At 66.4% G+C, this 22,755-nt stretch carries 19 protein-coding genes and 1 pseudogene; 10 read left to right on the top strand and 10 right to left on the bottom strand.

Annotation, left to right across the window (positions count from 1 at the left end; genetic code table 11):
* Positions 1 to 4 precede the first annotated feature (4 nt).
* Positions 5 to 994 carry an LLM class flavin-dependent oxidoreductase gene (locus AB4Y73_RS15630; protein ID WP_441872805.1) on the bottom strand — a complete coding sequence of 330 codons (990 nt, stop codon included), beginning with the start codon at positions 992 to 994 and terminating at the stop codon, positions 5 to 7.
* A gap of 141 nt (positions 995 to 1,135) precedes the next feature.
* Between AB4Y73_RS15630 and AB4Y73_RS15625 the strand changes: the two genes are divergently transcribed.
* From AB4Y73_RS15625 to AB4Y73_RS15615, 3 genes are all read left to right on the top strand, one after another.
* Positions 1,136 to 2,020 carry an aldo/keto reductase gene (locus AB4Y73_RS15625; protein ID WP_441872804.1) on the top strand — a complete coding sequence of 295 codons (885 nt, stop codon included), beginning with the start codon at positions 1,136 to 1,138 and terminating at the stop codon, positions 2,018 to 2,020.
* A gap of 59 nt (positions 2,021 to 2,079) precedes the next feature.
* Complete coding sequence (locus AB4Y73_RS15620; protein WP_441872803.1) at positions 2,080 to 2,781, top strand: type 1 glutamine amidotransferase domain-containing protein; 702 nt, start codon at positions 2,080 to 2,082, stop codon at positions 2,779 to 2,781.
* Between the two features lie 174 nt (positions 2,782 to 2,955).
* Entirely contained in the window at positions 2,956 to 3,939 is a 984-nt protein-coding gene (locus AB4Y73_RS15615) for an ABC transporter substrate-binding protein (protein WP_441872802.1), read from the top strand.
* Positions 3,940 to 3,995: 56 nt separating this feature from the next.
* On the opposite strand, the gene AB4Y73_RS15610 is transcribed toward AB4Y73_RS15615, so the two are convergent.
* The gene (locus AB4Y73_RS15610; RefSeq protein ID WP_441872801.1) at positions 3,996 to 4,436 is read right to left on the bottom strand and encodes a MarR family winged helix-turn-helix transcriptional regulator; all 441 of its coding nucleotides are present in this window, start codon (positions 4,434 to 4,436) and stop codon (positions 3,996 to 3,998) included.
* Positions 4,437 to 4,511: 75 nt separating this feature from the next.
* Here AB4Y73_RS15610 and AB4Y73_RS15605 point away from each other — a divergent pair, with 75 nt between their 5' ends.
* On the top strand, positions 4,512 to 5,753 hold the full coding sequence (locus AB4Y73_RS15605; RefSeq protein WP_441872800.1) for a multidrug effflux MFS transporter: 1,242 nt from the start codon (positions 4,512 to 4,514) through the stop codon (positions 5,751 to 5,753).
* A gap of 146 nt (positions 5,754 to 5,899) precedes the next feature.
* Here AB4Y73_RS15605 and AB4Y73_RS15600 read toward each other — a convergent pair whose 3' ends face one another.
* The 6 genes from AB4Y73_RS15600 to AB4Y73_RS15575 are packed head-to-tail and all read right to left on the bottom strand — an operon-like array spanning position 5,900 to position 12,231.
* Positions 5,900 to 7,273 (bottom strand): NtaA/DmoA family FMN-dependent monooxygenase, encoded by a 1,374-nt coding sequence (locus AB4Y73_RS15600; protein ID WP_441872799.1) that lies wholly within the window; start codon positions 7,271 to 7,273, stop codon positions 5,900 to 5,902.
* Between the two features lie 10 nt (positions 7,274 to 7,283).
* Positions 7,284 to 8,366 carry an LLM class flavin-dependent oxidoreductase gene (locus AB4Y73_RS15595; protein WP_441872798.1) on the bottom strand — a complete coding sequence of 361 codons (1,083 nt, stop codon included), beginning with the start codon at positions 8,364 to 8,366 and terminating at the stop codon, positions 7,284 to 7,286.
* On the bottom strand, positions 8,363 to 9,199 hold the full coding sequence (locus AB4Y73_RS15590; RefSeq protein ID WP_441872797.1) for a DUF1684 domain-containing protein: 837 nt from the start codon (positions 9,197 to 9,199) through the stop codon (positions 8,363 to 8,365). Before AB4Y73_RS15590 ends, AB4Y73_RS15595 begins: the two co-directional genes overlap by 4 nt.
* Entirely contained in the window at positions 9,196 to 10,245 is a 1,050-nt protein-coding gene (locus AB4Y73_RS15585) for a transporter substrate-binding domain-containing protein (protein ID WP_441872796.1), read from the bottom strand. Before AB4Y73_RS15585 ends, AB4Y73_RS15590 begins: the two co-directional genes overlap by 4 nt.
* 10 nt (positions 10,246 to 10,255) lie before the next feature.
* On the bottom strand, positions 10,256 to 11,113 hold the full coding sequence (locus tag AB4Y73_RS15580; protein WP_441872795.1) for an amino acid ABC transporter ATP-binding protein: 858 nt from the start codon (positions 11,111 to 11,113) through the stop codon (positions 10,256 to 10,258).
* On the bottom strand, positions 11,110 to 12,231 hold the full coding sequence (locus AB4Y73_RS15575) for an ABC transporter permease subunit (RefSeq protein WP_441872794.1): 1,122 nt from the start codon (positions 12,229 to 12,231) through the stop codon (positions 11,110 to 11,112). Before AB4Y73_RS15575 ends, AB4Y73_RS15580 begins: the two co-directional genes overlap by 4 nt.
* Positions 12,232 to 12,539: 308 nt before the next feature.
* Here AB4Y73_RS15575 and AB4Y73_RS15570 point away from each other — a divergent pair.
* Positions 12,540 to 14,492: pseudogene (locus tag AB4Y73_RS15570) on the top strand (FAD/NAD(P)-binding protein); the annotation flags it as partial.
* A gap of 27 nt (positions 14,493 to 14,519) precedes the next feature.
* Positions 14,520 to 14,996 (top strand): GNAT family N-acetyltransferase, encoded by a 477-nt coding sequence (locus AB4Y73_RS15565; protein WP_441872889.1) that lies wholly within the window; start codon positions 14,520 to 14,522, stop codon positions 14,994 to 14,996.
* Here AB4Y73_RS15565 and AB4Y73_RS15560 read toward each other — a convergent pair.
* Positions 14,982 to 15,680, bottom strand: coding sequence for a maleylpyruvate isomerase family mycothiol-dependent enzyme (locus tag AB4Y73_RS15560; protein ID WP_441872793.1), 699 nt, complete (start codon positions 15,678 to 15,680; stop codon positions 14,982 to 14,984). The two genes, AB4Y73_RS15565 and AB4Y73_RS15560, sit on opposite strands and share 15 nt — an antisense overlap.
* Positions 15,681 to 15,962: 282 nt before the next feature.
* Here AB4Y73_RS15560 and AB4Y73_RS15555 point away from each other — a divergent pair, with 282 nt between their 5' ends.
* From AB4Y73_RS15555 to catC, 4 genes are all read left to right on the top strand, one after another.
* Entirely contained in the window at positions 15,963 to 17,348 is a 1,386-nt protein-coding gene (locus AB4Y73_RS15555; protein ID WP_441872792.1) for an MFS transporter, read from the top strand.
* 143 nt (positions 17,349 to 17,491) lie between these two features.
* On the top strand, positions 17,492 to 18,430 hold the full coding sequence (locus AB4Y73_RS15550) for a LysR substrate-binding domain-containing protein (protein WP_441872791.1): 939 nt from the start codon (positions 17,492 to 17,494) through the stop codon (positions 18,428 to 18,430).
* Positions 18,427 to 19,530 (top strand): mandelate racemase/muconate lactonizing enzyme family protein, encoded by a 1,104-nt coding sequence (locus AB4Y73_RS15545; RefSeq protein ID WP_441872790.1) that lies wholly within the window; start codon positions 18,427 to 18,429, stop codon positions 19,528 to 19,530. The genes AB4Y73_RS15550 and AB4Y73_RS15545 overlap by 4 nt, the downstream gene beginning before the upstream one ends.
* A 26-nt stretch (positions 19,531 to 19,556) precedes the next feature.
* The gene (catC, locus tag AB4Y73_RS15540) at positions 19,557 to 19,835 is read left to right on the top strand and encodes a muconolactone Delta-isomerase (RefSeq protein WP_441872789.1); all 279 of its coding nucleotides are present in this window, start codon (positions 19,557 to 19,559) and stop codon (positions 19,833 to 19,835) included.
* 40 nt (positions 19,836 to 19,875) lie between these two features.
* On the opposite strand, the gene AB4Y73_RS15535 is transcribed toward catC, so the two are convergent.
* Positions 19,876 to 22,707: an AAA family ATPase gene (locus AB4Y73_RS15535; RefSeq protein WP_441872788.1), complete on the bottom strand. Its 2,832-nt coding sequence runs from the start codon at positions 22,705 to 22,707 to the stop codon at positions 19,876 to 19,878.
* Positions 22,708 to 22,755 lie beyond the last annotated feature (48 nt).

Below are 22,755 nucleotides of genomic sequence, written 5' to 3'. Positions count from 1 at the left end.
GCGCCTAGACCCGGGCCAGTCCCGCGACCTCCGCGAGCAGCTCAACGGAGCGGATCCGCGCGTTGGTGCCGCTGTTCTGGTGCGCCACGATCAGTTCGTCGGCGTCGGAGTGCTTCGCGAAACCGTCCAGGTAATCGATCACCGCGTCCGGGGTGCCGATAGCCGAGTACTTCATCATCTGCGAGACATGCTGGCCCTGCGGGGAGTCCAGGATCATGTCCGCTTCGTCGTCAGTGAACTCGCGTCCGCCGCCGAAGAAGAGCCCGACGCGGGCGCGCAGGGTGGCCCGGAACGCCTCCTGGGCTTCGCCAGCGGAATCCGCGGCTATCACGTTCACGCCGGCGATGACGTGCGGCGCGTCCAGCTGGGCCGACGGCTTGAATTCGCGGCGATAGAGCGCCACGGCATCCTGCAGCGCATTCGGAGCGAAGTGTGATGCGAACGCGTAGGGCAGCCCCAGCTGGGCAGCGAGCCGCGCGCCGAAAAGCGAGGAGCCCAGGATGTAGAGCGGCACATTGGTGCCCTTGCCGGGGGTGGCCTCGACGCCTTGGATGCGGGTGGGCCCGGTGAGGTAGCCCTGCAGTTCCAGGACGTCCTGCGGGAAGCTGTCGGCGGACATCGGGTCCCGGCGCAGCGCCCGGAGGGTGTTCTGGTCGCTGCCAGGGGCTCGGCCGAGGCCAAGGTCGATCCGGCCGGGGTGCAGCGTCTCCAGGGTGCCGAACTGCTCGGCGATGGTGAGCGGTGAGTGGTTGGGCAGCATGATGCCGCCTGCGCCGAGCCGGATGGTTTTGGTGTGTGCGGCCACGTGGGCGATCAGGACGCTGGTGGCGGAGGACGCGATGGAGGACATGTTGTGGTGCTCGGCGTACCAGATCCGCCGGTATCCGAGCTCCTCCGCCCGCTGCGCCATCGCCACGCTCCCTGCGAAACTTTCCGCCGCCGTCTGGCCTTTGCCAATGGTTGCCAGGTCAAGGATGGAGAGGGGAAGCGTCACGAGCGGTGCCGGCCTTTCAGATGCGTTGCGTAGGAGTGGGCGCGCCGGGTCACGGCGGGCACACTGTGGACAACGACGGCGGTGGGCGGGATATTTCATCATGATCGGAATACTCAGCATGCTGAGGGAGTTGCCGCCCCTATGAGCCAAGACATGAACCAGACGGAACTGTCCGCAACCATCAACCTCAAGGACCTCGGAACAGTGCGGCGCCTCGGCTTCGGTGCCATGCGCATCGTAGGCGACGGCGTGTGGGGTGAACCCGCAGACCGCAAGGCTGCCCTCGCAGTGGTGCGCCGCGCCGTCGAACTCGGCGTGGACTTCATTGACACCGCCGATTCTTACGGGCCCAACATCAGCGAAGAGATCATCGCGGAGGCCCTCCACCCCTATGTGGATGGGCTGAAGATCGCCACGAAGGTGGGCTTCACCCGGACCGGCCCCAACAAGTGGATCCCGGTGGGCCGGCCGGAATACCTGCGCCAGCAGACCGAACTGAGCCTGCGCAAGCTGAAGGTGGATACCCTGGACCTGCTCCAGCTGCACCGGATCGATCCGAAGGTGGACGCGGAGGAGCAATTCGGCGTGCTCCGCGAGCTGCAGGATGAAGGCAAGGTCAGGGCGCTGGGCCTGTCCCAGGTGGGCGTGGCCGAACTGGAGGCGGCCGGAAAACACTTCACCGTCTCCACGGTCCAAAATCGCTACAACCTAACGGACCGCAGCTCGGAGGATGTGCTCGAGTACGCGGCGGCAAACGGCATCGGCTTCATCCCGTGGGCCCCCATCTCGGCCGGCGAACTCGCGCAGCCCGGCGGCCCGCTGGATGAGGCGGCCAAGCGCTTGGGTGCCACCACCTCGCAGGTGGCCCTCGCCTGGCTGCTCCGCCGCTCCCCGGTGATGATGCCGATTCCGGGCACCGGATCAGTGAAGCACCTGGAAGAAAACCTGGCCGCGGCTGCGGTCCGGATCGACGACGCAACTTACGCTGAGCTTGAAGCGGCTTCCGAGTCATTGACCGACGCCTGAGCACTGCGAATCCCGTACCCTACCCGCCGGAGAAGTCCGGCACAGACAGGAGATACAACATGGCAAACATCCTGATGGTCGTATCGGCCGCCGACTCGCTGACCATGAAGGACGGCAGCGAACACCCCACCGGCTACTGGGCCGAGGAACTCGTGGTCTCGCACCGCGTGTTGCGGGACGCCGGCCACACAGTTCACATCGCCACACCGGGCGGAGTAAAGCCCACGGTTGACCAGGTCAGCCTGGCCCCCGAGTCGGCGGGCGGTAAGGACCGGGCGGACGGTTTCCGCGAGTACCTTGCCAACATCGACGCCGAACTCTCGGCTCCCTTGGTGCTGGCCGACGTCGACATCAGCAACTACGACGCCGTGGTGATGCCCGGCGGGCACGGTCCCATGACCGATCTGTACAAGGACGCCGATCTGGGCCGCCTGCTCGTCGCCGCCGACAGTGCCGGAAAGGTGATTGCACCCTTCTGCCATGGCCCCGCCGGGCTGCTTAGCGCAACGCTCGACGACGGCTCCTTCGCCTTTGCGGGCCGCCGCCTCACCGTCTTCACCAACGAAGAGGAACTGAATGGCGGGACCGGCGAGAACACCCCGTGGCTGGTGGAGGACGCGCTGAAGGACAAGGGCGCCGTCATTGAGAATGCAGCCGCATGGAGCTCCAACGTGGTCCGCGACCGCAACCTCATCACCGGCCAGAACCCGCAGTCCAGCGAGGACGTGGCCAAGGAAGTGGTTAAGGCCCTGGCCGGCTGAAGCGGGTCTTCAGTGGCCGTGTGGTTTGTGACGGTCCCTGACGCCCGGTGAACCGCAGTTACCCCTCGTCTCGCCCCGTTTCGGCAGCCTTTGATCATGGCCCCACGCTCCCGGATAGTTGCTGCATCACAGCGGAATTCCGCCGCATCATCACCAACTTTCAAAGGGGCACCCATGATCAGGTTCAAGACCAAAAAGGCTGCCGGGGCAGCACTCGCACTCATCTCACTCCTGGCATTGGCAGCCTGCTCGGACCCGGGGGCAACCGCGGCGGCAGCGCCGGCGTCGGGCGCCACAACAACCGCTGCGGGAAAGACGTTCAACCTGACCCCGGAGCAGAACCGCTTCAAAGTAAACGTGGATGCCAAGGCCGCAGCTCTGGTTCCGGAAGCCATCAAGGCGGACGGCAAACTCACGGTGGTCACCACGGGAGGTTCAGCCCCGCTGACACTGTTCGCCACGGACAACAAGACGCTCATCGGCAGTGAAGTGGACATCGCCTACGCGGTGGGCGGGGCGCTGGGGCTGGAGGTCGAAGTGCTTCCCGTTGCGTGGGCCGACTGGCCGCTGGGCGTCGAGTCCGGGAAGTACGAGGCAGTCCTGTCCAACGTGACCGTCACCGAGGCACGGAAGGAGAAATTCGACTTCGCCACCTACCGCAACGACCTCCTGGGCTTCTATGCCAAGGCCGACTCGTCCATCGGCGACATCAAGGAAGCCAAGGACGTCGCGGGCAAGCGCATCATCGTGGGCTCCGGCACCAACCAGGAAGCGATCCTGGTGCGCTGGGACGAGGAGAACAAGGCCAAAGGTCTCGAGCCGGTCGCGTTCCAGTATTACGACGACGACTCCGCCTCAACGCTGGCGCTGCAGTCAGGCCGTGCGGACTTGACGTTCGGCCCGAACGCGTCCGCTGCCTACAAAGCCGCCAAGGACGGCAAGACCAAGGAAGTGGGCACGCTGAACGGCGGCTGGCCCCTGACCGCTGAGATCGCGTTCACTACGCAGAAGGGCAATGGACTGGCAGTTGCCGCCCAGGCGGCCCTGAACCAGCTCATCGAGGACGGCACCTACACCAAGATCCTGGACCGCTGGGGCCTGTCATCGGAGGCCGTCCAGAAGTCCGAACTGAACCCGGCAGGCCTTCCCAAGAAGTAGCCTGCCGACGAATGAATCCCCGCCTCGCTCCAGCGAGGCGGGTATTCTTGTGTTGGCTATCTGTCCGTGGTGCGCAGTCTAAAAACGACGTCATCGAGGGCACCGAGAGAGGCGAAGAGCGAGTCCCGATGTTCGGGCGAAAGCTGTTCCAGCACCTCCTCCAGTGTCCCTGTCACCGCCGCATCAATGCTGCTCTTGTTCCGCCGGGCCTCTTCCGTCAAGGAGAGCAACGACTTCCTTTTGTCGTCCGGATCCGCGACCTTTTCCACCAGGCCACGCCCAGCCAGTTCACGAACGGCAGCGGAAACGTTCGACGACTTGATGTCCAGCGCGGCCCCCACTTCGGTGACGCTGGAGCCATCATGACCTTCCAGGTATCCGAGGATGACCCGCTCGGTGACAGGCAGGGGTTCGAAGCCGGCACGCATCGGGCCTTTGCGTTGGACCCACCAGGCAAGGTCCAGCAGCGCCTTCGCTGCCTCATGCACTTTTTCCATTCCACAATTTTGTTATGCGCGTATACATATGTCAACATAATGAAGCCGTCGAACGAAAGTGAACCGATCCACCCCATGACCCACTCGTCAAAAGCATCAGCATCCCTGATGACCATGCTGGCATTGCTCAGCGCCCTCGGGCCCTTTGCCATCGACATGTACTTGCCCGCATTCCCGCAAATGATGCAGGACCTGAACACCACCGCAGCCACCATTCAACTGACGCTCACCACGTTCATGCTCGGCATGGCAGTCGGCCAGTTGGTCATCGGCCCGCTGTCGGACCAATTCGGCCGCCGCAAGCCGCTGCTGATCGGCGCCTTCGTCTGCCTGGTCGCGAGCGTGCTCTGTGCTGTGGCACCAAATATCGAGACCCTGATTGGAATGCGCTTCATCCAGGGCTTCGCGGGCGCGGCCGGCGTGGTTCTGGCCCGTGCCATCGTTTCTGATTCAGCCCGTGGCGTGCACGCCGCCAAGCAGTTCGGCATCCTGATGGCCGTTGGCGGCATCGCCCCGGTTCTCTCGCCGCTGGCTGGCGGCGGCGTAATTGGCTTTGCCGGCTGGCGCGGGGTGTTCTGGGCACTGGCCGTCCTGAACCTGCTGATGGTCATCGGTTCCATCATCATCGTGAAGGAAAGCCTGCCGCGGGAACGTCGCAACAAGGGCGGGGTGAAGGAATTGTTCGCAACCACCGGCCGGGTGCTGGGCAACCGGCGTTACCTTGGTTTCACCTTTGGGTTCGCCTTCGCCATGGCCGCCATGTTCGGCTACATCTCGGCCTCGCCGTTTGTCTACCAAAACATTCTTGGCCTCAACCCCACGGCGTTCTCGCTGATCTTCGCGCTCAACGCGTTGGGAATCACCATCACCAGCATCGTCGGCGTCAAACTGGTCGGCACCCTCGGTCCGCTCCGCATGACGTACATCGGAGTCTCGGGCCTGGTGGTCTTCAGTGCCGGCCTGCTCGCAGTCGTCACGGCAGGGAACACGCCGCTGTTCCCGACGTTGGTGCTGATCTTCCTGGCGATATCCTCGCTGGGCTTTATTTTTGGCAATGCCGCGGCGTTGGCGACCGACCAGGTCAAAAAGTACGCGGGTACCGGGTCTGCGATCATGGGCGCGCTCCAGTTCACGCTGGCCGCCATCGCCTCACCGCTGGTGGGCCTTGCCGGAGAAGGCAGTGCGGTGCCGATGGCGATCGTGATGCTCGTGGCCGGCATCATTGCCCTCCTGAGCCTCGTGACCCTTACCCGCGGGGCCGTGGCCGCGCCGGAACCCGAGCAAGCGGAACGGCAGTTGGAAACCGCAGCCCGCTGAGCTGCCACCGCGCTACATTAGCTGCTCCCACACCGTCAGCTGCAGCGTGACAGTCCCGCGGGTACCGTCACCGTCTACGGAACGGTCGACGACGGCGCTCTCCCCGCCGCCGTCGTCGGCCCTTCTCCCGAAACCAGCCACGTGCATCAGGCCCGGACCGCCGTCGAAGCCTCATCCGCGGTGCGCACCGGCGTTTCCAGGCCCAGGATTTCGCGCAGCGTGTTGCCCGCGTACTCCGTGGGGTAGACGCCGCGCTCCTGAAGTTCCGGCACCAGGTGGTTCACGATGTCATCCAGGCCCGTGGGGATCAGCCACGGCGAGATGTTGAACCCGTCCACCGCGCCCACCCGTGCGTACTCGGCCAGCTGGTCTGCCACGCCGGTGTAGGAACCGGTGAAGGTGGCGTCCACCCGTGCTGTGCGGGAGGTGACGAACTGCCGGATGGAGAGGCCCTTGTCCTTCGCCTCGGCCCGCCACTGGTCGGCCAACTGCCGCGCCTTGGCGCCATGGAAGCCGCTGCCGCGGGTCTCGGAAGTCTCCTCCACTACGGGATCGATCTCCGGAAGCGGCCCGTCCGGATCGTACTCGGAGAGCTCGCGGCCCCAGAACTGCTCCAGGTAGGCCACCGCCTGCTGCGGTCCGATCTGGAGGCTGCGCACCCATTCCTTCTTCTCTGCCGCCTCTTCAGCGGTGGGGGCAAGGATGAATTCGCTGGCCGGCATGATCTGCACAGCGTTGGCCCCGCGGCCGGCGGCAATCGACCGGGCCACAAGGTCCTTGCGGAACTTCAGGGCTGCCTCAAACTTGGGGTGGGCCGAGAAGATGACGTCCGCCTGGCGGGCCGCAAAGTCCCTGCCCTCCGGCGAGTCGCCTGCCTGGAAGAGCACGGGCCGGTACTGCGCGCTTCGCGGCAGGCGCGGGGTCACGTCCACGGTGTAGTGCTGGCCTTCGTGCAGCACCCGGCGGGCGGGGCCGGCCGGGCTGTCCCAGGAGTCCCAGATGCGCTTGGCCGTCTCGACGAAGGCTTCGGCGTGCTTGTAGCGGTCTGCGTGGTCCAGGTACCCGCCGCGGCGGAAGTTCGCGCCGGTCCAGGCGTTGTCCGTGGTGACGATGTTCCACGCGGCGCGGCCACCGGAGATCAGGTCAAGCGAAGAGAGCCGGTCCGCCAGGTCCGCGGGGTCGTTGTACGTGGTGTTCTGGGTAGCCACCAGCCCGATGTTTTTGGTCACGGAAGCAAGGGCGGCCAGCATGGTCTGCGCGTCCGGGCGGCCCACCACGTCCAGCGCGTGCGGCCTGCCGAGGTGTTCGCGCAGGCGGAGTCCTTCGCCCAGGAAGAACGCGGCGAACAGCCCGCGCTCGGCGGTCTGGATGATGCGGCGGAACGATTCGAAGTCGGTCTGCGATCCCGATTCGGCCGCCTTCCAGATGGTGCCGGAGTTGACCCCTTGGAAGAAGATGCCGAACTGCAGCTTGCCTGCCGGAGTGAAGACGTCGGATTTAGCACGGCTGTGCTGTGTCATGGTTTTCCCCTTAGTTTCCGGCAGCGGCCGTGGATGAGTAGCGGCTGGCCGGACGTGTAAGTCCCAGCAGGTCGCGGAAGGTGCCGTCCTGCACTGGCGCCTGAAGGACGCCGCGGCGCCGAAGCTCCGGCAGGACCAGCCGTGAAAGTTCGTCCAGTTCCAGGGCGAGCGACGCCGGGTGGAGACGGACGCCGTCGGCCTCCGTCAACAGCGGCTCGAGGAGGTCCGTGAGCCCGGCAGCAGTGCCGGCATAACGTGGTCGGCCGGTTTCAGGGCCCGCCACCCGGTCAACCGCGGCCTGCCCGCGCGAGTCCAAAACGACATCGAGCTCGGCGATAACAGCCACGGCCGCTCCCACGCGGTTTCGAACCTCCCTGATTTCCGCGACGAGCAGTTCGGGTGTGGGCGCCGTGACGAGGACGGCGTCCACGGCATCCGCCGCAACCTGCCCCGCACCCACTACGGATGCGGCCGCAAGCACGGGCAGCTGCCCCTGCAGTGGCCTGGGAATGATGGACGGGCCCTTGACCGAGTAGGCGGGGCCGGCAAAGTCTGCCGGGGTTTTGAAATCAACGTAGTGCAGCTTGTCCACGTCGACGTACCGGCCGGTGGCGACGTCGCGGATCACGGCGTCGTCCTCCCACGAGTCCCACAGCCGGCGGGACACCTCAATGGAGGCTGCCGCTTCCTGCGCCAGCGCTGCGCCGGTCACGTTGGTGCGTCCGACGGCGGCGGCGGCCTCGGGCGAGTCCGCTGCAGTTGCGATCCACCCGGCGCGGCCGCCGGCCACATAGTCGAGGCTGGCGAGCTGGGTGGAGACGTGGAACGGCTCGGTGTAGACCGTGTCCACCTCGGGAACCAGCGCGATGGTCCGGGTCAGCGGCCCTGCGTAAGCGGCCCGCTGCAGCGCATTGGCCCGGCCGGGTTCCGGGGCGTCCGCGAAGGTGGCCACGTGGAACCCTGCGGATTCGGCGGCGAGGACTGCTTCGGCGAGGCTGGCGAAGTCCCCGCCGTCCCAGCCCGCACCGCCGAGTTCGATGGCCAGGAAGCCGTCGTTGCCCGGCTTCGCCGTGCGCTTTTCCGTAGTGCTCACCTCTGGTCCTGACGTTCGTAGGGAATCTTTTCGCCCGCTTCGATGGCCACCGGCAGCCGGTTTTCGGCGGGCGGCAGCGGGCAGGTGGCCAGGTCGGTGTAGGCGCAGGGCAGGTTCACGGCCCGGTTGAAGTCCAGGTGCACGGACCCGTCCGCTGCGGGAACCACCGAGAGCGATCGGTTCGCCTCGTAGGTGGTGATGCCTGACGTCTGGTCCGTGAACAGCACGGACAGCGTGCCCGGCACGTGGCCGTTGAACGCAGTCAGCGCCAGCTCCTGGCCGGCCAGTTTGAAGCGGATCTCGCCCGGCGCCTCGTAGACGTGCTGGATGCCTTCGACGGCGGCGCCCACCGTGGTTGACCGCGGAACCTCGAACGGCACGTACGTTCCGGCCACTGCGAATGCCGCGTTCGGCGTATAGGCGGGCGTGCCCTGGTATTCCTGCAGTAGCGGGTTGCCGGGGTTCCGGGGCCGGACAATGTACTCGCCGCCGCGTTTGGCAACCTCGATCACGGTGTCGCCCGAGGCCAGGTTGATCCCGCCGCGCTCCTCTATGGGGCCGAACGTCACTGCGGCGCCGGACGCGGCGTTCAGTTCCTTGCCGTCCTGCTGCAGGCTCTCGCCCGGTTCGAGGACTACGCGGACGACGTCGTTATCCACGCTCCAGGTGCCGGGAGCACCTTCCAGCGGGGTGGCTTCGGCGCCCAGCCAGTGCAGGTGAGTGACCGCGAGGAAGCCGTGCGGTTGGGCGCGCTTGCGTTCGTGGGCGTCGTGCCAGTCCTGCCAGTCGGCGTCGAACGACTCAAGGGCGGTCTCAGTGGATGTTGCGTTCATGATGCCTTTCCTGAAGGTGCCGTAGTGGCCGTTGCCTGGGCGGCAGCGAAACTTTCCTGGGTGACCGTCTTGGATTCGGGCAGGGCTTCCTCCGAGAGGCCCCAGCGTTCCAGGACCTTGGCGTAGGAACCGTCCTGGATGGCGGAGTTGAGCGCTGAAGTGAGTACGGGAGCGAGGCCGTTGCCGCGGAGGGTGGTGGCTGCCACCAGTGTTTCGGAGGGCCAGCCGGCGTTGACCTTGCCCACCACCTTCAGATCGTCCCGGGTGTTTTCGCGGTACACGGTGGACGGGTAGGGTGCGATATTGAGGTCGGTCCGGCCGGAGGAGAGCGCCAGGATGGTGTCGGCGTCGGTGGAGTAGTACTGCAGGAGGGCCGGAGCCTTCCCTTTTTCCTCCAACTCCTTGTTCCAGGCGAGCAGGATCTTCTCCTGGTTGGTGCCCGAACCCACGGAGACCTTCAGGCCGGAGATGTCGTCCGCGCCCTTGATGTCGTAGATGGCCGATTTCTTGGCTTCGAAGCCCATGAACGCCGCCCGGTAGGTGGCGAAGTCGAACAGCTTCACGCGGTCCTTGTTGACGCCCACGTTGGAGAACACGGCTTCGAAATCACCTGACTGGGTCTTCAGGGGCCAGTTCTCCCAGGAGGTGACCTGGACGTCGAGTTCCAGCCCCAGTTTGTCCGCCACGAGCTGGGCGAGGTCCAGTTCAACACCAATCGGCGTCTTGTCGTCCGTGGCGTGGAAGCTCAGCGGGATGGATCCTGCCGTGGTGGCCACGGTCAGCTTGCCGTCCTTGCCAATCAGCTCCGGGACCGTCGCGGCGAGCGCAGCGTCTTTGTCCGCCCGGATCCGATGCTGGTCAGGAGCGGTGTTGTAGACCACGCCGTTGCGTGCCGCCGTCGCGGACGCGCCCGATCCCGAGGCGGCGGAAGCGCCGGGGTCTGAGCACCCGGCGAGTGCCGCAGTTCCAAGAAGTACGATGGCGGGGAGCGCCGCGAGGGAGCGCACGCGGCCTGGGCGGCGGTTGGGACCAGTGAAAAATGCCATGGTGGATCCTTTAGATGTTGAAGGCCGGTTCAAGCACTTTGGAGAAGAAGCTCCGGGTGCGGGATTCCTGCGGGTTGGCGAAAATCTGTTCCGGGCTGCCCTGTTCCACGATCTGGCCCTCGTCCATAAACACCACGGTGTCCGCCACGTCGCGGGCGAAGCCCATCTCGTGCGTGACGATGATCAGGGTGGTGCCGGACTTTGCCAGTTCGCGGATGACGTCCAGCACCTCGTTGACCAGCTCGGGGTCAAGAGCTGAGGTGGGCTCGTCGAACAGCAGGATCTTGGGGTTCAGGGCAAGGGCGCGGGCTATGGCCACGCGCTGCTGCTGGCCGCCGGACAGCTGGCGGGGGTAGGCGCCCGCACGGTCCTTCAGGCCAACCCGGTCCAGCAGCTCGAGGCCACGGCGCCGGGCGTCCTCCTTGGAGCGGCGCGCTTTGCCGGGCTGGGGTGCCACCACGGGCGCTTCGGCCACGTTCTCCAACGCCGTGAGGTGCGGGAAGAGGTTGAAGCTCTGGAACACCATGCCGATCTCGGTGCGCTGCTTCAGGATGTCCTTCTCGCGCAGCTCATGCAGCCGCTTGCCCCGGACCTCGTACCCCACCAGCGTCCCGTCGATGGCGATGTGGCCGGCGTCGACTTTTTCGAGGTGGTTGATGGTGCGCAGCAGGGTGGACTTGCCCGAGCCGGACGGGCCCACGATCACGGCCACTCCGCCCGGTTCGACCGTGAGCGTGATGCCCTTCAGGACTTCGGTGGCGCCGAATGACTTACGGACCTTGGTGATCTCCACGAGTCCGCGGGTGGATCCCGGCACAGCCAGTGTGGCAGTTACGGCGGAGTTCTGGGCGGCGGTGGCGGTGCTCATCGCGGGCTCCTTGCTCGGCTGGGGGCCACGGCGTGGGTGGCGAAGAATTTGCGGGCTTTCTGCAGGGGCGTGAGCGGCAACGTCCGCACGGCCCCCTTGGAGTAGTGCCGTTCGATGTAGTACTGGAACACGCTGAGCACGGAGGTGATCACCACGTACCAGAGGGTGGCCACCAGCAGCAACGGCAAGACCTGCTGCGTTCGGTTGTAGATGACCTGCACGGTGTAGAACAGCTCCGAGTACGCCAGCACGTAAACAATGGACGTGCCCTTGACCAGGCCAATGATCTCGTTGAACGCCGTGGGCAGGATGGCCCGCATGGCCTGCGGCAGGACAATCCGGGTGGACCTGCGCCATGCCGGGATCCCCAGTGCGGCCGCGGCTTCAAGCTGCCCCTGGTCCACGGACAGGATGCCGCCGCGGATGATCTCCGCCGAGTACGCGGCCTGGTTCAGGGTCAGCCCTAGCACTGCTGCCGCAAACTGGCTGATCAGTGTGGTGGTCTGCACCTCGAAGAAGCGGACGTCGGTGAAAGGGATGCCGAGGCTGATCTTCTCGTAGAGGTAGCCCAGGTTGTACCAAAGCAACATCTGGACCAGGAGCGGCGTGGAGCGGAAGATCCAGGAGAAGGTCCACGAAACGGAGACCAGCAGCGGTGAGGCGGACAGCCGCATCAGTGCCAGGATGAAGCCCAGGACAAACCCAAGAATGCCGGAAATGGCCGTGAGTTTGAGCGTCTCCAGGAGCCCGTTGACCACGGACTGGGCGGTGAACCACTGCGCCACCACACCCCATTCCCAGCGCGGGTTGGTTGCCAGTGACCAGGCGACAGCCGCAACGCCGAGCGCTACTGCCGCCGTTCCCACCCAGCGCCATGGATGTTTCGAAGCCACCAGGGGATAGCCGGAATAGTCGGTGGCCGGGCCGCGGTGTTCCGGGTTAGGGGTCCCCGGGCTGGTGGGACCGGGGTAGCCGGGACCGGGCTGGGTTCCGGACGGACCGGACGTTTCGGCGCCGGTGGGCGCGGGTCCGGGAGCCGGCTGTGCTTGTACTGACTCCGCTGTGGCCAGTTCTGCCGGCTCTGCCGGCTGGGCCACCCTGGTTCCTGCTGAACTCATGCGCGCCACCTCGTTTCGTCTGTCTGTTATCGGTGCGGAGCGGGAAGCTCCCGAGTGCTGGCTGCAAATCTAGGGCCGCCGCGAAAGCGTCAGCAAGGCGCCAGGTTGCATAACTTCACCGGGCTTCGCGCAGCGTCATGAGTCGGTTTCTTGCGCCGTTTGACGTGCTGTGACGCGGAGTTAACGGGCGTGACCGAGCCCTCGACCGGCGTCGGGCGTGCTGCCTAGCATGGGCACTCAGCCGCCGTCCGTCAGCCAGCCACGCAAGGCAGTGGCCCACGCCCGGACCATCCCGATCAGGAGCCCCCATGTCAGCGCATGTACCTTCCGTTGTCTTCATCGGCGGCGGTCCGCGGACTGCCGGGGTGCTGGAACGCCTTGCCGCCAACCGGGCCGCGCTGTTCCCGGGCCCGCTGGATATCCACGTGGTGGAACCCTACGAGCCGGGCTCTGGCCGGATCTGGCGTTACGACCAGCACCCCGGCCTGATGCTCAACTCCACCGCCGCGGACGTCACCATGTTCACCGACACCTCCGTGGCGTGCAGCGGTCCCGTCGTGGACGGACCCGGGCTCGCCAAGTGGGCCGCGGGCGTGCTGGACGGGTCCATCACGGACGTCCCGGAGTTCCCCCTCGCCCTTCGGGCGCAGCTGCGTTCCCTGACCGGGGCAACCTTTCCCTCCCGGCAGCTGCAGAGCCAGTACCTTGAGTGGTTCTTCCGCCGCACCGTTGCCAAACTCGGCGGGAACGTAACGGTCCACCGCACCACTGCCATCGCGGTGGAGTCTGCCGGAGACACTGCGGCACCTGGTTCCAACGATCGGAAGCACGACGCCGGCACGCACCTCGTGCGGCTGGCAAACGGCGGGACGCTGCCCGCCGACGTCGTCATCACCGCCATCGGCCACACGGACTCGCGGCCGGACGCCGCATCCGCGGCTTGGTCCGGCTTCGCCGCCCGCCACGGCGCGTTCCACGCGGCACCCAGCTACACCACCGACGTCGACTATTCCGCCCTTGCCCCCGGCCAGGACGTGATCGTTGCCGGGATGGGGCTGGCATTCGTGGACCTGCTGGTGCTGCTGATGGAGGGACGCGGCGGCCGCTTCGAGGAAACGGCCGACGGCGGCCTGCGGTACCAGGCGTCCGGCAGGGAGCCTCGACTCTGGGCTGGATCGCGCCGCGGCGTGCCCTACCACGCCAAGATTTCCGCTTCGCTGCGCGGTGCGGCTCCCGGCGAGCTGCGCTTCTTTACCGCCGAGGCTGTGGGTGCGCTGCTGAAACGCCATGCCGAGTTGGATTTCGAGGCGCACTTGTGGCCGCTCATTGCCAAGGAGGCCGGGTACGGGTATTACCGGGAGCTGTTCACGGGCAGCCCGGACCGGGTCAGCACTGACTGGGCGGAATTTTCCGCCCGCTTCGCAGGGCTGAACTGGTACAGCGCTGAGCGGGAGGAGCTGGTGTCATCAGTGGTCCCCGAGCCTGCCCTGCGCCTGGACCTCGAAGCCCTGGACCGGCCATTCGCCGGGGAGTCGTTCGGAGGTTTGGTTGACGTCCAGGCGGCAGTGGCGCGCTACATCGAACACGATCTGGAACTTCGCGACAGCGCGGACCACCCCGAGACGATGGCCCTCTTTGTGGCACTCCTGAAGGTCTACATGGATCTTGGCAGGCTGGTCCCGGCCGAGCGCCTCAACGCCCGCTCCCAGCAGACCGTCCACGGCTGGTGGCACGGATTCTTCAGCTTCGTGGATTCCGGGCCGCCCCCGCGCCGGCTGCGCGAAATGCTGGCCCTGCACCGGGCCGGTCTGCTGCGCTTCCTGGGCCCGGGCCTGGACATTGCGGCGGACGAGTCCACCGGGGAATTTGTGGCCGGCTCAACGAAGGCCGGATTCAGCGTCCGGGCCAAGGCGTTCATCGAAGCGCGGCTGCCGGCAACCTCCGTGGCACGCTCGCTCAACCCGCTGCTGGCCTCGCTCCACTCCTCGGGACTGGGAAGCGAACAGCTGCTGCTCACGGCCGACGGGATCCATTCGACCGGAAAGCTGGTCGTCTCGGACCGGCACGAGCTCCTGAATGGAGACGGCAGGGCGAACGGCCGGCTCTTCGGCGTTGGCCCGGTAACGTCGGGTTGGGGTGCCGGCGCCTTTGCCAGGCCGGGCACCAATGCGGCCCCGTTCCGTGAGAACGACGCCCTGGCCAGGACTGTCCTGGGGGTGGCAGCGGAACTGGTGTCCGCCTCCTCGGCGCAGCTTAACCCCGCGGCACCGGAGGTCCTGCTGCTCCCCATGCACGATCCGCGGGTCCGCCCCCTCCTGGACGAGCTGGCCGTGGAGTACGACTCCCGCTACGGCGACCGTTTTGGCCGCGGTGCCGCCGCCGAGGAACTCAACCGCTACCCGGCGTCGGAATTCGAGGGGCAGGGTGGTGCGCTGCTGGTGGTCCAGGAGAACGGCGAGTCCGTGGCCGGCGGCGCCTTCCGCCGGTATGACGCGGACACCGCGGAGTTCAAACGGATCTGGACCCATTCCGCACACCGCCGCCGCGGGCTGGCCCGCCTGGTGCTGACCGAACTGGAGTCACTGGCCGCCCAGCGGGGCTACCGGCGCGTCTACCTCACCACCGGTCCCCGCCAGCCCGAAGCCAAACACCTGTACCTCACCACGGGCTATGAGGCGCAGTTCGACCTGGAGCAGGACCCCGAACTAATCGGGTCCCTCGCCTTCACCAAGGATCTGCCGGCGCAGGTATCACCAGGACGGTAGTGCCGGCACCGGGCCGTCAACGTCAACATGTTCGGCGTCGCCACGCGCCAGCCACTGGAGCAGGCCCTCGCGGTCGGACGCAACGCGCAATCCGCCGTCGCCGATCACCCATTCGTCGCGTTCTTCGGTCACCAGCGTCATGCCGGGAGCACCCTTGGCACGCAGGGACCGCACCACGGCTTCGAGCGCGTTCAGCAGCGAATCCGGGTCGGCCTCCTCGATGGTCCAGGCGGTGTCCAGATCATGGTGGTGCACCACCACCTCGGCAATCCGGAGCGCCACGATGGACGTGGCGGGGACCGCCTTGCCACCCGCCTGCACCTCCGTCGCCGCGAGATCCCCGCTCAGCCGCTGCGCCTGCTCGGCAAAGTTCCGGGCGGACTCCCGCACTTCGGCAATGAGTTCCTCCCGCGGCAGGGCCGCCAGGGCAGCGATCTCCAGGGAGCGGGCCTCGGGTGAGGCGTACAGGGGGCGTTCCTCCCCGGAGGTTGCCCATTCGATGAGATTCACCAGGGCACGTCCGCTGGATGCAACGTGGGCAATGACGTCAGCCCGGCTCCATCCCTCGCACAGCGACTGAACGGTCATCTCGTCGTCGGCAAGGGACTCAACAGTGGCCAGGAACATGTCCGTTTCCCTGCCGAGGCGGGACAGGTCCGAGTAAAGGCGTGCGGGGTTGATCATTTTGCCAGCCTACCCACGGGCCGGTTTGCAGACCACCGTTCCTGGCAAGCCGTTCCATACCCAGATCGTCTCGACTGAGACGATCAGCATTGCCCAGGGCTTACCGCCGCCAACCGGCAGTTTGAGATCAACAGCATATGAATACCCCCCGGGCGGAAAGCCCGGTATTTCCCTCATATGGGGCGCGTCACACCTCTGTCAGGCTGAAAGCACTCGGAGGACGGCCCCTCGGATTCTCCCGGTGCCGCAGGCCTCCACTCAGTCAGAGAGGACTTGGGGACCATGTCACAACCGCACGCCGTCATAGCCGAAAATCCACAAAAGGAGGCGCGGACCGCCAATTGGGTCGCCTTCATTATTTGCACTGCGCTCCTGTTTGACGGCTACGATCTCGTCATTTACGGCACCGTCCTGCCGGGGCTACTGGCAGACCCGGGCCAGATCGGAGCGTTTGACGCAGTCACCGCCGGCCTCCTCGGCTCCTGGGCCCTCATCGGGGTACTGGTAGGCTCACTGGCTTGCGGCGCTGTGGGTGACTTTTTCGGCCGACGCCGGCTGTTGCTCCTGGGCATAGCCTGGTTCTCCATTGGCATGTTCGCCACAGCCTTTGCCACCAGCGTCCCTGCGTTCGGTGCGCTGCGGTTTGCGACCGGTCTCGGCCTGGGCATTGTTATCGCCAGCGCCGGCGCCACCATGGCTGAATTCGCACCCGCGGGACGGCGGCAGTTCTACAACGCCATTGTGTATTCGGGCATCCCGGCGGGCGGGGTCCTGGCCTCCATCCTGGGCATCCTGTTCCTCGACAGCATCGGCTGGCGCGGGCTTTTCATCATCGGCTCCCTGCCGCTGGTCATTCTCCTGCCCATCGCCTGGCGCAAGCTGCCCGAATCACCTCGGTGGCTGCTGTCACGGGGCCGCGAACAGGAGGCCCTGGCGGCCGCAGAACGCACCGGCGTCCCGCTCATCGAAGAGCAGATCATCCAGCAGGTCGGCGCCGCGCCGCAGAAATCAGGCTTTGCCGCCGTATTTTCACGCCAGTTCGCGGTGGCAGCCATCCTGCTGGGCATGATGTCCTTCTGCGGTCTGCTGCTGACATACGGGCTCAACACGTGGCTGCCCAAAATCATGGAGGGCTACGGCTACGGGCGGACGTACTCCCTGTTCTTCCCGCTGGCACTGAACCTCGGCGCGGTGGCCGGCGGCTTGCTTGCCTCCCGCCTGGCGGACAAGAGCGGTCCCCAGCGGGTCATCGCGGCCACGTTCGCACTGGCCACCATTTCCCTGGCACTCATGACCTTCAGCTTTCCGCTGCCGCTGCTTTTTGCTTTTATCGCCCTCGCCGGCGTGGGAACCCTGGGAACCCAGGTGCTGATCTACGGGTTCCAGTCCAACTACTTCACCACCAATGCCCGGGCCGCCGGCGTTGCATGGTGCGCAAGCGTGGGAAGGCTGGGCGGAGTGCTCGGTCCGATCATCGGCGGCTGGCTGGCTGCCGCCGGCATCGGCGGATCCACGGCCTTCTACATCTACGGGGCCGTGGCCCTGGTCGGTGCACTCGTCACCGTCCTGGTGCCTCGCCAGCGCAGGCTGGAGGAAGCCGAGCACAAGGTCGAGGAGATCGCAGAAGGCCGGACAGAGGACAGCATCCCTGCCGAGCAGTTCAAATAATCCAACGCCTGCCGTGCTCCACCGGCCCGTTGCCCCGGGCAGCATTACGTCGCCTAAATATCCTATTAGGGCCTATTATGGTTATTCTCTGAATAAATCAAAAGCCTGGGCATCGGGCCGACCAGCGGAAGGACGGGACCACCTTGGACATCCGCCAACTGAACTATTTCATCGCGGTTGCTGAGGAGAGGCACTTCGGCCGGGCCGCCAAGCGCCTGCACATGGCGCAGCCACCTCTCTCGCAGCAGATCCGCCAGTTGGAGGATCAGCTTGGAGTCAAGCTGCTCAACCGGACCACCCGCAGGGTTGACCTCACGGCGGCGGGTCAGCTCCTGCTGGACCGCGGCCGGCAGATCGTCAACGACGTCGCGACGCTTCAGGCCGATGTCTACCAGGTGGGGCGGGGCGCAACCGGCGTCCTGCGGGTGGGCTTCTCGGGGTCTGCAACCTACGGCGTCATGCCCCGGATCGCCCGCCTTGCGAAACAGGTCCTGCCAGGCCTGTCCCTGGCGCTGCACGGCGAAATGCTCACGCCGACCATGGAGGCGGGGCTTCGGGACGGCACCCTGGACGCAGCCTTGCTGCGTCCACCGGTCGCGTCGGAGGACATCGACTACAGGACGGTGACCCGGGAGCCGCTCGTTGTCGCGCTTCCCTCGTTCAGCGCCCTGGCCGTGGACCGGCCTGTGGCAATGCACGAGCTTCAGGACCAGGACTTCATCGCCTACGGACCCGAGTCTGTGCTGTACCGCACCACCGCAGACCTGTGCCGGCAGGCGGGTTTCCAGCCACGCATCACCCAGGTGGTTGGGGAGACCTCCACGATGCTGGCGTTCGTTGCAGCGGGCGGCGGGGTGGCGGTCATGCCGTCCAGCGTGCAGGCCTTCCAGCTTGAAGGCGTCGCCTACCGCGAAATAGAAAACGTCCCCGACGTGGAGCTCGCTGTCGCCTGGATGCGCGGGCATCATTCGGCGCTGCTGCACAATTTCCTCGACGTCGTGGTGACCGCAACTGCGGACGCGGCGGCGCCTGCTCCCGGCCCTGCGCCGTTTCCCACTGATGAAAGGCTTACCCACGCATGAAGATCGCAGCCATTGAGGCGATTCCCTACTCGATCCCCTACCTTCATCCACTGCACTTCGCGTCCGGTTCCGTGCACGAGGCAGACCACGTGCTCATCAGGCTTCGCACGGATGACGGCGTGGTGGGCACCGCTGACACCCCGCCGCGCCCCTACACCTACGGCGAGACGCAGAAGTCGATTGTTGCGGTGGTGGAGGACATCTTTGCTCCGCAGCTGATCGGCGTCGACATTTTTGACCGCGAGAAGGTCCAGGCCATCCTGTACCGGACGGTGCACAACCAGACCGCCAAGGGGGCTGTGGACATCGCGCTCTGGGACGTCATCGGCAAAACCCTCGGTCAGCCGGTGACAAAGCTGCTGGGCGGGTACACGGACTCGCTGCGCGTCTCCCACATGCTCGGCTTCAAGCCCGCCCAGGAATTGCTGGCATTGGCCCTGGAGTTCCGCGAGACCTACGGCATCAACACGTTCAAACTCAAGACCGGCCGCCGGCCCCTCCACCTCGACGTGGAGGCTGCCCGGGTATTGCGGGAGGGGCTGGGTGAGGATGCGGAGCTCTACATGGACGCCAACCGCGGCTGGTCAGCCAACGAGGCGGCGGAGGTCCTGCGCCGCACGGCGGATCTGGGCCTGCAGTTCCTTGAAGAGCCCGACGACGCCCGCGAAGTCCTGGGCCGCCGCCGCCTCGTGGAGAACTCCCCGATCCCCATCGCCGCAGACGAATCCGCCGCCAACCTCGGCGAGGCCGCACGCGAAATCCTCACCGGCGGCGCCAACCTCCTGGCTGTGAAGACGGCCCGGTCCGGCTTTACCGAGGCCGCCAAGATCGTCGGGATGGCCGAGGGGATGGGCGTCGACGTTTACATCGGCAACCAGATCGACACCCAGGTCGGTACGGCCGCCTCCGTGACCTTCGGCGCCGCGTTCGCCCACACGGCCAAACGTGCAGCTGAACTGTCCAACTATCTGGACATGGCCGACGACCTGTTGGCCGAGCCTCTGGCCATCACCGGCGGACGCATCCGTGTTCCCGAAGGCCCCGGGGTGGGCACCGCCGTCGACGAAGACAAGCTCTCCCGCTACCGCTCAGACCGATAACAGCCCCCTCTACCGAAAGGACTTTCATGAAGTACCTGGTCCACATGGACGTCAACCTGCCCGCCGACCTGCCCGCCGACGAGGCCGCGCAAATCAAGGCCACAGAGAAGGCCTACTCGCAGGAGTTGCAGCGCTCCGGCAAGTGGCCGGAAATATGGCGGGTGGTGGGAGAATACGCCAACTACTCCATCTTCGACGTCGATTCGAACGACGAACTCCACGAGATCCTGCAGAACCTGCCGCTGTTCCCCTACATGGACATCTCGGTGGTGCCGCTCGCGAAGCACCCCTCGGACGTGAAGTAAGCGCCCGCACAAATCGGCCCTAGCCCGGCCGTGTCCTGGGTCAGTCCTGGACCCGGAACACGGCCGCGAGCTCGCTGCGGGAGCGGATTCCCATTTTCCGATACAGCCGGGTCAGGTGGTACTGCACGGTTTTCTCCGCCAGGAACAGCGCCCGGGCCGCCTCCTTGTTGGTGGCGCCGCCCGCCACCAGTTCGGCCACAGCCCGTTCCTGCGCCGTGAGCTGGAGGTGGTGGTCGCTGACCGCGGTGAGCACCGGGTCGGCAGGGTCCGGCACGTTCCCGACGTCAAGCCCTGTTGCCTTGAGCTCCCGGTCGCACCGTTCCACGTAGGTGGCCGCCCCCAAGGAGTCGTATAAGTCGCGGGCCGCGCGCAGGACGGTCGAGGCCAGGCGCCGCTTGCCGGCCCGGCGCATGCTCTGGCCGAAGGCAAAACTAATCCGTGCGCGCAGATACGGCCGGTTGAGCCCCCTGAGGTGGCCCAGGGAAGCCTCAAAATGTTCCCTGGCGGTGTCCGGGTCTCCCTGCGCGGCCACGAGCCGGCCCCTCGCCCACGCCATCCGGGCCATATCCGAGGGTATTTCGCGCTCGCGCGGCACCCGTTCGAACGACGTGAGGAACGAGTCGGCGGCGTCGAGCTGATCGGTCATCACAAGGGCGTTGACGTAGGTGTCCTGCCAGGGCCAGAAGGAGACCCGATGCTCGGTCCAGGGGTCCAGCTCCGTCAGCGGCTGCAGGACAGCCAAAGCGCCCTCATAGTCCGCCCTCGCCTCGTGGAAGCGGGCACGGGCGAGGCTCGCCGGCACTTGCATGGCGCAGTATGTTCCGGGCTGCACTGCGGCCTGGGAAACGTAATACCGTGCCCGCTCCCAGTCCCCCCGCATGGACCATAGCTCCGCCGCAGTCCAGTAAAGCAGCGGGCGGATCAACGGCATCCGCGAAGTCTCGAGGCGCACAGATGCGCGCGCCACGGTGGCGGCCGCCGCATCCCAGTTGCCGAGCACCAGATGGGTGCGTGCGAGCCACGCCTCAGCCCAAAGGGAAATCCGCATCGAGCCGCCGCGGTATTCAGTGGGAGCTGCGGACTCAAAGTTCACCAGCGCCGTTTCAACGTTGTCCAGGCGCAGCGCCAGCCAGCCGGCGCCCATCTGGACGCGCTGTTTCTGGGCGTTCTCGGCAGCATGTTCAAAAGCCCGGTCATAGGAAGCCTCCGCCTCCGACACGCGGCCCTGTGCGTACAGGCCCAGGCCGTAGATGGCCTCCGATTCAATGTGGGCGGGGGTTCCCGGCCCGGTAAGGTCCATGGCCCGCTCTGCCCAGGTGGTGATCATCGGGCCGTCCCAGGACGCTACCCCGTGCAGGACGAAGCGCTGCGCCACCTGCGCGGCGGCAGACGGGTCACGCTGCGGGTTGGAGGTGCGCCAGGCCATCTCCAACTGCGTCTGCGCGCTGTCGTTTTGTCCCGACGCGGTGGAGAGGTAGCCCAGCACGGAGGAGCGCAGCGGCGACGGCGGCAGGGCGTCCACTGCCGCAGTCCACATCTGGGCCTGGGCAATGTTGCCGGAACCCACCAGGGCATCCACTGCCCGAAGGAGCCTGTCGTTCCGGGAACGGATGTCCAGGGAAAGCCGGGACGCGGAGAACAGCGCTGTTGAGGCGTCCTGCCACGCGCCTACCCCGGCCTGGCGCCGGGCGAATTCCTCCAGCTCCTCCGCCAGGGCCTCGTCCGCGCCGGGGGTGGCCGCGACGCGGTGGCCCAGCCGTTCGCCCTCGGGCTGCACGGCCTCAGCAGCCAGCCGATGAAGCGCAATGCGCCGGCTGGGAACAATCTGTTCGTAGATGGCCTCCGCGGTGCCTGCTCCGGAGAAGACGACGGCGGAGCGGGCCTGGTCAACGGTCAACCCCAGCAGCCCGGCACGGTGTCCCTCATCGAGGGCGTCCATGACTGACACCACCCCGCTGACCTCGGAAACCTCCGCCATGCCTGCGGCGCTCCCGAGTACTGACACGGCCTCCGCGACACCAACCAGGCCCGGAGACGCCGCGGCCAGGACGCTGCGCACCCGGGCGCGCACGCGGGACGTTGGAGGAAGGGAGGGAAACCAGGTCAGCCAGGTTTCGGCCGGAAGCTCTTGGAGCAGCTCCACGATCGGTTGTGCAAGGCCGCCGGTGTGCCGGACCAGGCCGTGGGCCGCCGTCGCACTCAAATCCACGCCGAGTATCCGCCTGGCGAGATCCTGCACCTGCTGCGGGGTAAGCGGATCCAGCGGGATGGTTGCCACCTGATGTCCCGTCAGGAAGTCCAGCGCGCCGGCGGGGACGCGTAAAGCGTCATCGGGGTTGAGGGTGAGCACGAACAGAATCCGTTTCCCGTGCAGCCGCCGCATGACGAAGGTGAGGATGCGCAGGCTCTCGACGTCGAGTTTGTGGACGTCATCCACGGCGACAACCACGCTGCCGTGGGACTGCAGTCCTTCCAGGTGGGTGCTGAGGGTGGAAGCGTAATTCACAACCTGGGCGGGCGTAAGTGCCGCGACAGGCCCCGCGGGCAGGCCAGGGCCGGCGTCGTAATCCTTGGCCGAACGCAGCGGCAAGGTGAGCATGAGCTGGGAGTAGCCGGCGAGGGGAAACTGTGCCTCCCACTCATCGCCCATGGCGGACAATACCCGGACGCCACGTGCCCCGGTACGGCAGTGCTCGAGAAAGAACTCCAGAACCGCGGTCTTCCCGGACCCGGATGGGCCGGAAATCACCACGGCGCCCACTTTGCCCTTGCGGACGGTCCGGAAAATCTCCAGCAGCTCCTCAAAGACTCCGGACCGGCCAACGAGCGGTAAGTCCTCCCCCACTTCACCGTGTATGGAGGCCGCCGTCATGGCCGCAACTCTACCGGAGCCCCCCTGCCGGACCCGGCGGCGGCCGTC

The sequence above is a fragment of the Pseudarthrobacter sp. TAF60_1 genome, from assembly GCF_052113505.1.
Taxonomy (GTDB): domain Bacteria; phylum Actinomycetota; class Actinomycetes; order Actinomycetales; family Micrococcaceae; genus Arthrobacter.
This window is presented reverse-complemented; position numbering and strand designations above follow the sequence as displayed.

Excerpts from the sequence above, each read along its gene's own strand:
- AB4Y73_RS15560 (WP_441872793.1), bottom strand. The coding sequence starts at position 15,680 with ATGATCAACCCCGCACGCCTTTACTCGGACCTGTCCCGCCTCGGCAGG.
- AB4Y73_RS15605 (WP_441872800.1), top strand. The coding sequence starts at position 4,512 with ATGACCCACTCGTCAAAAGCATCAGCATCCCTGATGACCATGCTGGCA.
- AB4Y73_RS15600 (WP_441872799.1), bottom strand. The coding sequence starts at position 7,273 with ATGACACAGCACAGCCGTGCTAAATCCGACGTCTTCACTCCGGCAGGC.
- AB4Y73_RS15620 (WP_441872803.1), top strand. The coding sequence starts at position 2,080 with ATGGCAAACATCCTGATGGTCGTATCGGCCGCCGACTCGCTGACCATG.
- AB4Y73_RS15545 (WP_441872790.1), top strand. The coding sequence starts at position 18,427 with ATGAAGATCGCAGCCATTGAGGCGATTCCCTACTCGATCCCCTACCTT.
- AB4Y73_RS15575 (WP_441872794.1), bottom strand. The coding sequence starts at position 12,231 with ATGAGTTCAGCAGGAACCAGGGTGGCCCAGCCGGCAGAGCCGGCAGAA.
- AB4Y73_RS15535 (WP_441872788.1), bottom strand. The coding sequence starts at position 22,707 with ATGACGGCGGCCTCCATACACGGTGAAGTGGGGGAGGACTTACCGCTC.
- AB4Y73_RS15580 (WP_441872795.1), bottom strand. The coding sequence starts at position 11,113 with ATGAGCACCGCCACCGCCGCCCAGAACTCCGCCGTAACTGCCACACTG.
- AB4Y73_RS15625 (WP_441872804.1), top strand. The coding sequence starts at position 1,136 with ATGAGCCAAGACATGAACCAGACGGAACTGTCCGCAACCATCAACCTC.
- AB4Y73_RS15565 (WP_441872889.1), top strand. The coding sequence starts at position 14,520 with ATGCACGATCCGCGGGTCCGCCCCCTCCTGGACGAGCTGGCCGTGGAG.
- catC (WP_441872789.1), top strand. The coding sequence starts at position 19,557 with ATGAAGTACCTGGTCCACATGGACGTCAACCTGCCCGCCGACCTGCCC.
- AB4Y73_RS15615 (WP_441872802.1), top strand. The coding sequence starts at position 2,956 with ATGATCAGGTTCAAGACCAAAAAGGCTGCCGGGGCAGCACTCGCACTC.
- AB4Y73_RS15610 (WP_441872801.1), bottom strand. The coding sequence starts at position 4,436 with ATGGAAAAAGTGCATGAGGCAGCGAAGGCGCTGCTGGACCTTGCCTGG.
- AB4Y73_RS15590 (WP_441872797.1), bottom strand. The coding sequence starts at position 9,199 with ATGAACGCAACATCCACTGAGACCGCCCTTGAGTCGTTCGACGCCGAC.
- AB4Y73_RS15555 (WP_441872792.1), top strand. The coding sequence starts at position 15,963 with ATGTCACAACCGCACGCCGTCATAGCCGAAAATCCACAAAAGGAGGCG.
- AB4Y73_RS15585 (WP_441872796.1), bottom strand. The coding sequence starts at position 10,245 with ATGGCATTTTTCACTGGTCCCAACCGCCGCCCAGGCCGCGTGCGCTCC.